At 38.9% G+C, this 13,309-nt stretch carries 12 protein-coding genes; 7 read left to right on the top strand and 5 right to left on the bottom strand.

Translation table 11 applies throughout. The annotated features are described in order from the left end of the window. Positions 1 to 18 precede the first annotated feature (18 nt). From QZT26_RS00270 to QZT26_RS00295, 6 genes are all read left to right on the top strand, one after another. Positions 19 to 309 (top strand): hypothetical protein, encoded by a 291-nt coding sequence (locus QZT26_RS00270; protein WP_295099947.1) that lies wholly within the window; start codon positions 19 to 21, stop codon positions 307 to 309. Positions 310 to 346: 37 nt separating this feature from the next. Then, a complete protein-coding gene (locus QZT26_RS00275; RefSeq protein WP_164994290.1) occupies positions 347 to 1,402 on the top strand; it encodes a DNA cytosine methyltransferase in 1,056 nt (351 codons plus the stop codon). 1 nt (position 1,403) lies between these two features. Beyond that, positions 1,404 to 3,035 (top strand): ATP-binding protein, encoded by a 1,632-nt coding sequence (locus QZT26_RS00280; protein WP_164994291.1) that lies wholly within the window; start codon positions 1,404 to 1,406, stop codon positions 3,033 to 3,035. A gap of 44 nt (positions 3,036 to 3,079) precedes the next feature. After that, positions 3,080 to 4,825 (top strand): ATP-binding protein, encoded by a 1,746-nt coding sequence (locus QZT26_RS00285; RefSeq protein ID WP_164994292.1) that lies wholly within the window; start codon positions 3,080 to 3,082, stop codon positions 4,823 to 4,825. Further along, entirely contained in the window at positions 4,826 to 5,245 is a 420-nt protein-coding gene (gene vsr / locus QZT26_RS00290; RefSeq protein WP_164994293.1) for a DNA mismatch endonuclease Vsr, read from the top strand. 256 nt (positions 5,246 to 5,501) lie between these two features. Further along, positions 5,502 to 6,971 (top strand): IS1182 family transposase, encoded by a 1,470-nt coding sequence (locus tag QZT26_RS00295; protein ID WP_164994294.1) that lies wholly within the window; start codon positions 5,502 to 5,504, stop codon positions 6,969 to 6,971. A 233-nt stretch (positions 6,972 to 7,204) separates the two neighbouring features. Here QZT26_RS00295 and QZT26_RS00300 read toward each other — a convergent pair whose 3' ends face one another. From QZT26_RS00300 to QZT26_RS00310, 3 genes are all read right to left on the bottom strand, one after another. Then, on the bottom strand, positions 7,205 to 7,393 hold the full coding sequence (locus tag QZT26_RS00300) for an addiction module protein (protein WP_164994295.1): 189 nt from the start codon (positions 7,391 to 7,393) through the stop codon (positions 7,205 to 7,207). A gap of 462 nt (positions 7,394 to 7,855) precedes the next feature. Then, on the bottom strand, positions 7,856 to 7,990 hold the full coding sequence (locus tag QZT26_RS00305; RefSeq protein ID WP_261341062.1) for a hypothetical protein: 135 nt from the start codon (positions 7,988 to 7,990) through the stop codon (positions 7,856 to 7,858). Positions 7,991 to 8,199: 209 nt separating this feature from the next. Further along, on the bottom strand, positions 8,200 to 9,492 hold the full coding sequence (locus QZT26_RS00310; RefSeq protein WP_099325287.1) for an MFS transporter: 1,293 nt from the start codon (positions 9,490 to 9,492) through the stop codon (positions 8,200 to 8,202). Between the two features lie 506 nt (positions 9,493 to 9,998). On the opposite strand from QZT26_RS00310, the gene QZT26_RS00315 reads away from it, so the two are divergent. Further along, positions 9,999 to 10,256 carry a glutaredoxin domain-containing protein gene (locus tag QZT26_RS00315; protein WP_157820523.1) on the top strand — a complete coding sequence of 86 codons (258 nt, stop codon included), beginning with the start codon at positions 9,999 to 10,001 and terminating at the stop codon, positions 10,254 to 10,256. A gap of 77 nt (positions 10,257 to 10,333) precedes the next feature. Here the strand turns inward: QZT26_RS00315 and ftcD are convergent, their stop codons facing one another. After that, complete coding sequence (ftcD, locus tag QZT26_RS00320; protein ID WP_295099953.1) at positions 10,334 to 11,341, bottom strand: glutamate formimidoyltransferase; 1,008 nt, start codon at positions 11,339 to 11,341, stop codon at positions 10,334 to 10,336. An 83-nt stretch (positions 11,342 to 11,424) separates the two neighbouring features. Further along, positions 11,425 to 13,182, bottom strand: coding sequence for a DUF1349 domain-containing protein (locus QZT26_RS00325; RefSeq protein ID WP_295099954.1), 1,758 nt, complete (start codon positions 13,180 to 13,182; stop codon positions 11,425 to 11,427). Positions 13,183 to 13,309 lie beyond the last annotated feature (127 nt).

Consider the following 13,309-nt stretch of genomic DNA (forward strand, 5'->3'; position numbering starts at 1 on the left):
AGGAAGATAAAAACGCACATGTGTAAAGAAATGGTTGAATTTGAAAGCCGCCTCCCAAGCACATATACAACAATCGGCCATACAAAATGCCTGCCGCAGGTGCAACACAGGCAATTCACAGAGACGCAAAACGTTGGCAGCAACCCTAAAACAACAGGACAGCGTAACATTTTACGGACAGACACGGACAACAAAGATTTCGGCAAGGCCGTTTGGCTATCGCTTCGCAAAATGCAAAAGAGCCACACGTTTTTTATTTTTAAATTAAGGTGTGTGGCACATTTGCCATTTGCCCGACCGCACAACTAATTCGTTTGACGGGAAAGTATTATTTTAGCTGAGTAATATGGAAAAGAAAAAAAACAAATTCAAAGCGATTGATTTCTTCTGCGGTGCGGGCGGAATGACTACTGGATTTCGCAAAGCCGGAATTAATGTTATTGCTGGAATTGACATTGATAAAGAATGCAAAGAAACTTATGAAAGAAATAATAAGGGTTCAAAATTTATTTGCACTGATATCAAAAATATTTCCTTTAAAGAATTTGAAAAACAAACTGGAGTAACAAAAAATGATAATGAATTAATTTTTATCGGCTGCAGTCCGTGTCAATATTTCAGCAAAGTAAAAACCGATAAAAAGAAATCGGAAAAATCAAAAAATCTTTTGACTGATTTCAAAAAGTTTGTTGATGAATATAATCCCGGTTTTATTGTTATTGAGAATGTTCCGGGAATACTCACAAAGGAGGTAAGTCCTTTGAATGATTTTTTAGTTTTTTTAAAAAGCAAAAACTATCATCACGATAAAGCAATTATCAATGCTTATAAATACGGTGTTCCGCAGATAAGGAGGCGATTTTTACTTATTGCTTCAAGGGTAACTGATAAAGTTGCTTTACCGATTGCCAATACAAAAACAAAATTACTTACTGTAAGAAAGTTTATCGGGGATAAGAACACGTTTAAACCTATTCCGGCAAGACATAAGGACACTACACATTTTTTACATACAACTGCGGGACTTTCCGACAGCAATCTCAAGCGAATATTGATAACTCCTCATAACGGAGGAACTAGAGCAGCATGGAAAGATACCGATTTACAAATACCTGCATACATCGGTAAAGACAATTCCTTTCAAGATATTTACGGCAGAATGCACTGGGACAAACCTGCACCAACCATTACAACAAAATTTTTAAGCATATCAAACGGACGCTTTGCTCATCCGGAACAAGACCGTGCAATTTCTTTGAGAGAAGGAGCAACGCTGCAAACTTTCAATAAAGGATATAAATTTTATGGCAACAGCATTGGTTCTATTGCGAGACAAATAGGCAATGCCGTTCCGCCGGTGCTGTCAAAAAAAATTGCATTGTCAATAATAAATACGAAATAAGATGAGCGAAGAAAAATTAATAATGACATTTGAAGCAAACACCATAAAGCATTTGGGTGTTAAAATGTACGCTAATATGCCACCTGCATTGGCGGAGTTAATTGCTAATGCCTATGATGCATGTGCAACAGAAGTTCATGTTCGTTTGTATGATGCTGATGAAAAGAAAGTAATTGTTGAAGACAATGGTGTAGGAATGTCGTTTGATGAAGTTAACGGATACTTTTTAAGAATTGGAAGAAACAGAAGAGAAGAAAACCAAGAACCACCTTGTAAAAGAGTTCCAACCGGAAAAAAAGGTTTAGGGAAATTAGCTTTATTCGGTATAGGGGACACAATCAATATAACTACTTATAAAGAAGACAAAGAAGGTGTAAGTTTTAATCTTGACTGGAAAGAAATTCAAAAGTGGAAGGGAGCGGATTACGAACCTAAATATGAAATTTTACCAAAAGAGAAAAAACTTATAGGAACAAAAATTACATTAACCAATTTAAAGAGGAAAACCGGTTTTCCTGTTGAGGAATACGCAGAGAGCATTGCGATGCTGTTTAACTTTCAAGATAAGTTTGTTGTGTATTTAACTCTGAATGACAGCAAGCCGATAAAGATTGATAGCAAATTAAAGTATGAGAATATTACTCCCGAATTTGAATGGGACATTCAAAAAATTGTTGATGTAAACGAGAAGGACTACGCTGATAAAAAAGAAATTCAGGGAACAATTATTACAACCGAGAAACCTTTAAAAGCTGACTCAACAGGTATTGCATTGTTTGCGAATGGCAGAATGGTCAACCGCCCTGAATTTTTCGGATTGTCTGAATCAAGCAACTTTTATTCATATGCTACTGGTTGGCTCAATATTAATTTCATTGACAATTGGAAAGAGGATGTAATTTCCACAAACCGTCAATCTATTGATTGGGAAAATGTAAAAACTGCTGAATTGAAAAAATATCTTATGTCTTGCGTTTCAATCATTCAAAGACAATGGAGGGAATTAAGGAAGGAAAAGAAGCAGGAAAATATTTCTAAAAAGGCAAAAATCAATGTAAAGGACTGGTTGAATAAACTGCCTGAAAAAGTTCAAGAGCAGGTTGAAACCATAGTAAATCTCTTGGATGATACCGCAGAATTATCAGAGCATACACAACAAAAGGCAATTAAACTTCTTCATGAAATCGCACCTGAATATGCCAATCTTCATTGGCGGAATTTGGAAAACGAAATTAAAGATGTCTCGGAAAAATATTATCAGAATGGAGATTATTACACAGCTTTTATTGAGGGGCTGAAGAGGTATGCTAATGAAGTAAGACAAAAATCAGGAATGAATATTTCAAAAGAAAGAGTATTAATGCAAACAGTTTGGGGGGGAAAAAAATTAAGCGTTACTAAAATATTTAAAAGAACAGATGGAAGTGATTTTCTACCGGATACAATTAATAATATAGAAGTTGGACAACATTTATTATCGGATGGAATTGTTGCGGGTGGCAGACACCCATTACAACATGAAGAACATCTTGAACTGAGTAAGACGGGTTTATTTTCGGAGAAGGATTGTTTGGATTTTCTTAGCTTACTATCTCATTTATTCAAACGCCTTAACGATTCCGAAAAACCATGACCAGCATAGTGAACTTACCAACTCTTATACGTGAAATTTCAAGAATGAAAGCAAGAAATGCTTTCAGAAATTACATTGAGTATATTCAATTCCCTTATTTCAGAAACCTTGATAAAAACACACGAATTACTTTTAATTTTCCATTAACCGTTTTCGTTGGACAAAACGGTTCGGGAAAAAGCTCAACGCTTCATGCTCTTTACGGAGCACCGAAAAAGAATACTCCTTATGAATATTGGTTTTCAACGGCAGTTGACCCCATACAAGAAGTGTCGGCAGGTGGTGACAGACACAGTTTCTTTTATGTTTATAAAGATAATCGTGGAAGACCTTTGGAAGTTCTTAAGCAAAGAATATTCAAACGAAATAATCCCGACTATTGGGAAACTGCAAGACCAAATTTGAGCTATGGTATGGCAAGGATTACAGCAGGGAAAAGAAATCAGCCCATTGAAAAAGATGTAGTGTATATTGACTTTCGTTCCGAACTAAGTGCTTTTGACAAATACTTCTATTTCAAAAAACCGAGAAAAAGCAAAACCATAAATAACAAACAGGACTTTCTAAGAAAACATTCTGTTTTCTTGAGACGAATTGTTGATGGACATAATGTTGTTATAAACCGATACGGAGAAAACAAAAACGAACTTCTTAAAACATTTTCAGCAGCGGAACTTCAACATATTTCATTCATACTCGGAAAGAAATATGTTTCGGGAAAATTTGTCGAGCATAAATTGTTTGAAGAGTGGGGATACTCTGTAATATTTGAAACGAGCAGTTATTCTTATTCAGAAGCATTTGCCGGAAGCGGTGAAATAGCTGTTGTCAGATTGGTTCTTGAAGTTTTAGGAGCAAAACAATATTCGCTTGTCCTTTTAGACGAACCGGAAGTATCTCTTCACCCTGGAGCACAAAAACGACTAAAACATTTTCTTCTTGAAGAAACAAGAAAGAAACAACTGCAAGTAGTTATCTCTACGCATTCTCCAAGTATCATTGAAGATTTGCCATCAAACGCAATTAAGGTTTTCTCGCAACTTCCTTCCGGAAAATTTAATGTTAGAAACGGAATAACGCCTGGTGAAGCATTTTACCATTTAGAACAAACCAATCTTGCAAGGAAAACACTAATCGTAGAGGATTTACTTTCAAAAGAAATTATCAATGGGGTGTTGAAAGAAATGGGAGATGCGACGGCATCATTATTTCAAATTAATTTCTATACCGGAGGTGCTTCAGTTATTAAAAATCATTTTATTAATGTTTATAGTCATGCCAATGAAACAAATAAGTTCATAGTTTTTGATGGCGACCAGAAATTAGTCCCACAACATTTTAATCCTGACCTAATAATTGAAGCGGAACAGACAAACGAAAGATTCAGACAAGAAATACAGAGACAAACAGGAATCGATATCCCTTTTTATCCTGACGGCAACCAAGACCAAGGAGCAAGAGCAGACCAAGAAAAAGAATTGAGGGAAAATTATTTGAAATTTTATTTGCGTAATGTGTTCTATTTACCGTTGACAATTCCAGAAGAAATAATTTGGAATCAAGAGTACGCTGAAAAAATTTTAACTGTAAGTGGTAAAGCAGTGTTCATTGAAAAAATTAATGCAACAGGCGATTTTAAAGAAAAATTTTTGTCGGTTGCCGAAGCACTGACAGGTGACAGAAAAGATATTGCTTCTGCGGAAAGAATATTTTTAGAAAAGTGGCTGAATGATAAGAATGCAATCTATGACCAAGTAGTAACAATTATCTCATCTATCCGAGATTTATAAATGGCTGACATCTTCACTAAAAAGAAACGAAGCCAAATCATGGCTTCTGTTTCCAGAAAAGAAACAAAACCGGAAATCTTAGTCAGAAAATTTTTATTCAATCAAGGTTATCGTTATCGCAAAAATGTTAAGACACTTCCCGGCAAGCCGGACATTGTTTTACCGAAATACAAAACCGTTATTTTCGTTCACGGTTGCTTTTGGCACGGACATAAGAATTGCAAAGCAGCCAAACTACCGGAGACACGAAAAGAATTTTGGGCAAACAAAATCAAGGCAAATATTTTAAGAGACAAAAGGGTGAAAAAGAAAATTCTATCGGAGGACTATAATGTAATCACAGTTTGGCAATGTCAACTCAAAAATAAAGCAAGACAACAAAAGGCATTGACAAATATTGTGAACAAATTACAACAATAATCAAGAAAGTCAATGGGGTCAAACCTAGCCAGGCTGTCCGAGAATGCAAGTTTTCACAAATTTGCTTATAATTATTAGGGTAACAGGGTTGCAATGGCGAAAATGGACGATATAATTATAAGTAAAAATGAGAACAACAAATCCAAACTACATCAAGCAACGCAATCTATTCACTGAGTCGTCTGTATTATCTGGCAAACCTGGCGTACCACTACTTACCTTACCAGAAGATACAAAATCGGGGAGAATAAATCATATGTCCAAATTCAAGCCGTTCCATGAATTTCAGAAGCCCCTGATGGGATTTACCCCAGAGACATTTTTAGACTACATAGAGACAGTAATACCCAAAGACCATCTGTGCAGATTAGTCAAAGAGGTAGTATTCTCATTAGATACAGAAGCGATAGAGGCGAACTATTCTTTTTTAGGCCAGCGAACGTATCATCCGAAGTTGCTCTTGAGTGTGCTCTTTTATGGGTATGCAACTGGAATGCGGAGTAGCAGGAAGTTAGCAGAGAGGTGTCTGAGCGATCACTTTTATATTTATCTGATGCAGTGCTACACACCAGATCATCGAACCATCAGTGATTTTCGCAAGAATAATCTCAAAGCAATAGAGAAGTATTTTGTGGATATCGTGAGGATATTCAGTACGTTGGGGTATACCAGCGTAGGAAAGATATACCTGGATGGGACAAAGATCAAAGGCAATGCCTCAGCGAAGCGGACGAAAGACCGGGAGGGGTTTGAGAAATGGCTTGCAGAGATAGAGGCGGAGATAGCCACCGTATTAAAGGAAGCAGAAACGATCGACAAACAAGAGGACGACACCTGCAAAGGAGACCCTGAGCAAGCGGCATTACAAAAGAAGCTTTCAGACCGTACCTACCTGAAGGCGAAGATTGAAGAGGCGTTAGAGATCATGAAGGAAGAGAGCCGGGAAAAGATCAATCTCACCGACAGGGACGCCAATCACATGAAACCGGGCGGGAGTAAAGACATTCGACCTGGATACAATTGTCAGGCGGTGGTGACCGAATCAGGGATTATCGTAGCAGGGGAAGCAGTAACAGAGGCGAATGACCGGAATCAGTTGAAACCAATGATAGAGCAGACAGAGGTAAACATGCAAGAAAAAGTCAAAGAAGTAGCGGCAGATTGTGGGTACGGGAGCTATGCAAACTATGAGTATCTGGAGCAAAGAGAAATAGATGGATATGTGCCTGACAGTAATTTTCAACAATACAAGTCGGGAGAATACGAAAAAGAGGAGAACCGGTATCACTACAGTAATTTTAAATATGATTCGACAACCGATAGTTATTTATGTCCGGAAGGGAAGCGGTTAACCTACTGGAAGACCAGAACAAACAAGACTGAGAGCCGCCAGTGGAATCATAAAGTTTACAAGGGGAGGGAGTGTGGGGCGTGTCAGAAGCGATCATTATGTACGAAGGCAAAGGCAAGAGAACTACTCATAGATATTCGTGAACCTCTTTTACAAAAGATGAGGGAAAAGTTAGTATCTGATACTGGGAAACGAAAATATTTTATGCGTCAGTATATCATCGAACCCGTCTTTGGGCATCTGAAATTTAATGTAGGGTATCGAAACTTTCTCTTACGAGGTCTGGAAAAAGTACGTGCGGAGTTTAAGTTGATGTGTATTGGTTGGAATTTAAAAAAGATGCTGAAATTGGGAATTAAGCCCGTCAAGATATAAGGGGATACAAAGAAAACAAGCTCTAATTGGACAGTTTCATGTACTTTTTAATACGAAGATACAAAATTATGATTTAGATGGAAAAATTTTAACCTTTTCCTGATTTGTTTATAGATTGCTTTTAATTTACACACAATTTTCTTTGCGTTTTATTTTCATTGCTGATCACATTCTCGGACAGCCTGTAGCCTATTGACACTGTCCCCCTTTGCCTCCAAAGCATCCATTTGAAATTAAGAAAATGCCTCTAATTTGCCTGCCTTGTATGCCCGCCAGCGATTCCTTGCTTCTTCCGTCCAGATACGGTCGATTTCCGGGTCTGGCCTGTCGAGCTGCGTTAGGATTGAATCGACAGGTTTAAGCTTCCCGGTATCCGACAAAGACCGTATTTTCACCTCAAGCTCTTTGTAAATCGTTGCCATAGTCTTTCTCCTTTTATTCTTATAACGCTTCGCTTCGGCCGCAGCTATTTTTGCGGTAGGCTGTGTTTGCGGGTTATGCTTTTAATGTTGGTTTCCCGATTAAGCTTTCTAAAGGAATATGAAGATTAAAATGAAGCTTTTTAATCATATTTAAAGTAAGACTTCTTTGATGATTAAAATTTCTGACACTCGACCACGTTTTCCTATAAATGGTTCTAAATCCTTTCTGGATAACTCCATTTGTTCCATTCTGAATCTTAATGCTTCTACCGGATCAGGTGGATCAACTGGATAGTGTTTTTCTTCATATGCTTCCACCAAAACTAAAAGAATATCTAGTATAGCGTTTCATTAAAATATCTACATTGATACCGTCATTGCGAGCGACAGCGAAGCAATCTCTTGTTCCCAAAGGACTTAAGATTGCTTCGCTGTCGCTCCACTCCTCGCAATGACATTTTTTTACGTACACACTTTAACGAAACGATGTACTGGTTTATCTCCTTTTTTTGTATTTTCTTTTGAACCCCAGAGATTTTCAATTTCGGAAAGTGCTTTTTTGTAATCTACTTCTGTTTTTATTGGATAAATGTCCATTATATAACCTCCGCATTGATTTTATTATATTGTTGATAAAGGCGCAAAAGGGGTAACATATTGATCATTGATTTCAAAAATGGGTTTAATCACACATCAAGATATGATCCCATCCCCTCGTGCTCAATCCTCAATCCTCAGGCCACAATCTGCAATTTGCAATTTGTCGATTGCCGATTGTCGATTGCTGACTGCTAACTTCCGACTGCCTACTGTCCGTTTTCACGTAAAGAAAGATATTTTGTTTGCTCAGCACCTTTCTTTTCATCCACAAAAAAAAGCAGTACCCCTCCGGTTATAAAGAGAATCACGATTGACGCGATGCCCATTCGCGAACTCTCAAAAAATATCCCTGTAATGCCGATTAAAACAGGGCCTAGGATAACGGCAAACTTGCCTACCATATTGTAAAATCCGTAAAACTCAGCCAATTGATCATGGGGAATAAGGCGTGAATAAAAAGACCGACTCATTGCCTGAATGCCGCCCTGGACAAGCCCTATAAGGATAGCAAGCCCATAAAACTCATAGGTTGCCTTCATCCTCATTGCCCACATTACTGCAAAGATATAGACTCCGATAGCAATAAAAATCGCATGTTTCGCCCCTATTCTTTCACCCAGCTTTCCAAATACTATGGCGCAGGGAAAACTTACGAATTGGGTGATAAGCAATGCCAGCAGCAAGTCCCTGTATTCGAAACCTATTGACAATCCATAATCAACCCCCATTCTTACTATAGTATCCACGCCATCAATATAAAGCCAATAGGCGGTTAAAAAAAGAACTATCGTTTTCATGTGTTGCATCTTATGTAAGGTATGGGTTAATTGTTTCAATCCGCTTCGGAAAGCAAATTTAGGCGAAATGCGGGGTTCTTTCCCGGGTTCCTTTACAAAAAAAATAATGGGTAATGTAAATATTCCCCACCAGGCGGCAACGGTTAAAAAGGAAATACGTATTGCGTGGTTTGCATCTTTCAGTCCAAAAAATGCCGGGTGTAATATCATCCAAATATTGAATGCAAAGAGTATTCCTCCGCCAAGATAACCCATCGCATAGCCCAGCGCAGATACATAATCAATCCTTTTTTTATTTGTTATTAAAGGAAGGATGGAATCATAAAAGATGACACTGCCTGAAAATCCAACCGTGCCAATTGTGTAGGCAACTGCCGCAAACAGCCAATTACCCCTCTGCACCATAAAAAGCGCTGTTGTTGACAGGACTCCAAGATATGCAAAAAAAATAAGAAACCTTTTTTTATACGACCCGCTATCCGCAATCGCACCAATTATTGGGGCAATCGCTGCCACTAAAAACCCCGACAAAGAATTTGCCATTCCCAAAATCGCAGTACTTTTTGTCACTTCCATACCCTGACACCAGTAATTTTTAAAAAAAACCGGGAAGAATCCTGCCATGACGGTTGTGGCGAATGCCGAATTCGCCCAATCATAAAAACACCACCCCAATTCCTGCCTGTTTTTAAACTTCAGCATATGTTCTTATCCTCAATGTAGGGACTTCACATGAAAATGAAATAAACAACCCTGACAGAGTTCCAAACCCTGTCAGGGTTAATATACCATGCCTGCAAAGACCATGTTGTTTCACTTGGCGTTTCAAACGTGTAGGGTGGATTAAGGTGCGGCTTTTTCGCACCGAATCCACCAATAATAATGGAACGGTGGATTCGCTGTCGCTTAATCCACCCTACTGTCTAAAGGATTTTACTGCACCTTATGGGAGAAAACTTATCATATTTTTGTGCAGGACGTAAGAATAAAATGTCGCTGTAGTGCTACTTTCTTTGCCATTACCTATCTCTTTCATGGCAGTATAATTTGTTCATAAACAATTGAGGCGAATAGGGTTTTTTCGTTGACGGATAACCTTGTTTATGCTTGAATTTTAACTTGACTTGTAAAAGCATCCTGTACGAAAACGCAGACCGTTATAGGGTGTAACAAATAGAATGTCCTTTTACGAAGAAAGAGAGAAAAACATGGCTAAAAATAAATTTAAAGTATTTTGCACCCCGTTTTGCCCGAAATGTAATCAATTGCTTGCATACTTAAACAAGAGAAATGCAGATTACATTTCCTACGATATAGACAAGGATGAAGACGCAAGGAAAGATGCGATAAGAATTGTTGGCACTGATGACATAGAATCTCTCGACAAACTTCCCATTGTCGTTGTTAATGAAGATAAGATATTGTATGGTTTCAATAAAGAAGAAATCGACGCATATCTTGTCTGATAATTCCAGGCTCTTTGCCGAAAGAGGCCTGCCCATCCCTATTTTTGTGCAGGCGAAATCCATCGGTGTATCAATTATCAATTCAGTCCAAGCATATACTCAACAACTTTTTTATCCGGTACAAATTTATTGAGCTGGCTTAATCCCAGTTTTTCGACTGCAACGTTGACAAGGTTTTGTTCGTTTTCTTCCGAAGAATAAAAACGCCCTGCCGCAATGAGGGCACCTTTTGGTATAAGGCCGATAACCTCGCTGCCACGGACGTTTACGCCATAAACGTTTGCAAGTTTCTTTATCTCTTCAAAAACAACATGCGGCGGGGTTACTTTGTGATTAAGGATGTTGGTGGATACCTGAGCGATTCTGTATTCCTTTAAATCCACACCCATTGCCTGAACGAATTTCAGCATACCGGCAACACGCTCATTTCCTTTTGCATTCAATTTCATTCTCCCCGAAGACCGGATCATCCCTGAAATAGTATTGGCAACGGAAATATCGTCAGTATCCAGATTCACATTATAAGCGATTAAAAATTCCCGCGCGCCAATTACCGTGGCGCCTGTTTTTTTCACACGGTCGTTAAATGCTGAAGGGCCGTAATCAGGCCGCCATTCCGCATCGCTCATTTTTTTTGAAAGGCCTTCATATTCGCCTTTCCGTATATCCGGGAGCAAATAACGTTGAGGTACATTTGCCGCTTCCGCGTAAAGATACACGGGAATACCAATCCTTTCTCCAACATCCTTGCCTAATAAATGTGCGATTTTAACGCATTCAGCCATGGTAATATTTGCAACTGGAACAAAAGGGCAAACATCTGTTGCGCCAATACGCGGATGTTCCCCTTTTTGCAGTGTCATATCAATAACGTTCGCTGCCGTTTCTATTGCAGAAAATGCAGCGTCCCTTATCGCTTCCGGCTCTCCCGCAAAGGTAATTACCGTGCGGTTATAGTCCGGATCAGATTCAACATTCAGCAATTTTACCCCCTTAACCCTTTGAATCGCATCCGCAATTTTTGCTACTTTCCGGGGATCTTTTCCTTCGCTAAAATTAGGCACACATTCAATTATCTTATTCATATATTTTCCTTAAAAATAAAAGACCTCCTGCGTTTTATTAAACACAGGAGGTCTATGTAAATATATCTTCTCCGGCAACACTCTTAGTGGGCTTCCACTACAAATTCTTCTTCATCATTGTAAGAATCTCTTCTGTGGCCAAACAGAGAAACCACCGTCCCGCTTGCAAGCCCGGTAATAATGGCCACGACAAAGGTTATAACAACCCCCTTTATCTGCAATCCCGGCACTGCGCTGCCTGCCATAAAAATTGCTGCCAGACCACCCAATATACCAGGCATACCATGAAGGTTATGAACGCCGCAGGTATCAATGCCCTTAATCATTTTCTGAAGCCGTGGTTGTATGAGTGCAAAGCCAATGACACTCAAAATACCGGCTATGAAACCTAACATCAGCGCTGCCCTTGGCGTTGTATGAGCACAAGAAGAACCGATAGCTACACCTCCGGCAAGTGCGGCATTTGCCATATCTTCAATAACGATTTTCTTTCGAATCAACGTTGTCGCCAGATAAGTAGAAATTGTTGCGGCACATAAGGAAAGAATAGTGTTTATCGCCGCAGTAACCATTTGTGACGCCTCGGCGGCTGCCGCACAAAACGATGGCCAGAATATCCACAGTACCATACTTCCAAGCATCGAATATTGATTGCTTATTTTATCGGATTCAATACTTTTCGAGAAGTCTTCCTTTGTGGTCATCCTCATTATCACGCCTAATCCGAAATATGCCCCAAACTGATGGATAACTATCGACCCGCCCGTATCAATGAGCTTTCCCTTTGGTATCAAACCCATTCCATCGTCTAACATAATCCATTCGTTAAGTATATAGGAAGGAACAAACAACAATGCCGCGATAATATACTGAGACATTTTTAATCTTCCCAAATATGCCCCCATTGCAATAAGCATGGACGCCGCACAGAATTCCGCAAGGATTAAACGGTCTATTTGAAATTCCGCCGCCTCTCCGAATAGCCCCTTTGATTTTAAGTACATGTAGTAAGGAATAACAAAACTCACGGCAATATAGGTGGCGGTAACAGACCCCCAGCCATATCTTTTTACGTAGACCATTAAAAATCCGAAACCTACCATCAACATTGCCATAACGTGAATGGATTTGTTGTATTTATTTACTTCGAGCAATTCCTCCACTGCAGAAGCAACCCCTCCGCCTATTGCACTTATCTTAAAAAAATCAAAGTCCGCATTGGCTGTGGTTTTTTGTTGAGCGTTAAAACCTACCAAACCGACCTGCGGATGTTTAAAATGTAAGCCGGAAATGTGATCTACGGTCGTCCAGGTTTCTCCATTCGTGCTGAAAGCGCCGGAAATACTTTCTCCGGACTTTGTTAATTTTAAATACAACGTTGTCAATGATGTGGCGGCAGATTTCGCCCCTTCCGTTTTAGAAATAGACCTGCTCATTACGACGTGCTGTGCGTCATCTTTTTGGCGGGTGAGCATTACATAGTTTTCCTCATCCTCGTATAGGATTATTCCTGCCTGCTGAAACTTTTCTTTGGGATCATACGTTAACCTGGTGACTATTTCAAAATCGCCATGTGGCCCACGGCGAAGGAGTTTAATCTTGTTGTTAACATTTATTTGCCACAAGTCTTCAGCCTTGGAAATAATCCTTAAATGCCCCGGGCTTTCGGTAAGACTAATATCACTTTGATTTTCACGTAATATAATCCATGAATTTTCCAGAGATTTCCCATCAAATTCATCCTCAAACAGTGCACTTGCATGAACCTTTGTTCCCTCTATAAACAGAAAACTTATGAGGCCAATAAAAAAAATATACAATACTAATGTCAGTTTTTTCATCACTTGCTTGTCCCCCTTTCTTAAATATACAATATTGGTTTCTGCTCTTGATTACAAATTCCCCAAATACAATGATATTTCTTCACAATTATCACTGTTACTGCAAATTCCAGAAAAATCAAGTGTG

It is taken from the genome of uncultured Candidatus Kuenenia sp. (assembly GCF_900696675.1).
GTDB lineage: Bacteria > Planctomycetota > Brocadiia > Brocadiales > Brocadiaceae > Kuenenia > Kuenenia stuttgartiensis_A.

Coding starts and splice junctions, on each gene's coding strand:
- QZT26_RS00270 (WP_295099947.1), top strand. CDS start 19: ATGTGTAAAGAAATGGTTGAATTTGAAAGCCGCCTCCCAAGCACATAT.
- QZT26_RS00275 (WP_164994290.1), top strand. CDS start 347: ATGGAAAAGAAAAAAAACAAATTCAAAGCGATTGATTTCTTCTGCGGT.
- QZT26_RS00280 (WP_164994291.1), top strand. CDS start 1,404: ATGAGCGAAGAAAAATTAATAATGACATTTGAAGCAAACACCATAAAG.
- QZT26_RS00285 (WP_164994292.1), top strand. CDS start 3,080: ATGAAAGCAAGAAATGCTTTCAGAAATTACATTGAGTATATTCAATTC.
- vsr (WP_164994293.1), top strand. CDS start 4,826: ATGGCTGACATCTTCACTAAAAAGAAACGAAGCCAAATCATGGCTTCT.
- QZT26_RS00295 (WP_164994294.1), top strand. CDS start 5,502: ATGTCCAAATTCAAGCCGTTCCATGAATTTCAGAAGCCCCTGATGGGA.
- QZT26_RS00300 (WP_164994295.1), bottom strand. CDS start 7,393: ATGGCAACGATTTACAAAGAGCTTGAGGTGAAAATACGGTCTTTGTCG.
- QZT26_RS00305 (WP_261341062.1), bottom strand. CDS start 7,990: ATGGACATTTATCCAATAAAAACAGAAGTAGATTACAAAAAAGCACTT.
- QZT26_RS00310 (WP_099325287.1), bottom strand. CDS start 9,492: ATGCTGAAGTTTAAAAACAGGCAGGAATTGGGGTGGTGTTTTTATGAT.
- QZT26_RS00315 (WP_157820523.1), top strand. CDS start 9,999: ATGGCTAAAAATAAATTTAAAGTATTTTGCACCCCGTTTTGCCCGAAA.
- ftcD (WP_295099953.1), bottom strand. CDS start 11,341: ATGAATAAGATAATTGAATGTGTGCCTAATTTTAGCGAAGGAAAAGAT.
- QZT26_RS00325 (WP_295099954.1), bottom strand. CDS start 13,182: ATGAAAAAACTGACATTAGTATTGTATATTTTTTTTATTGGCCTCATA.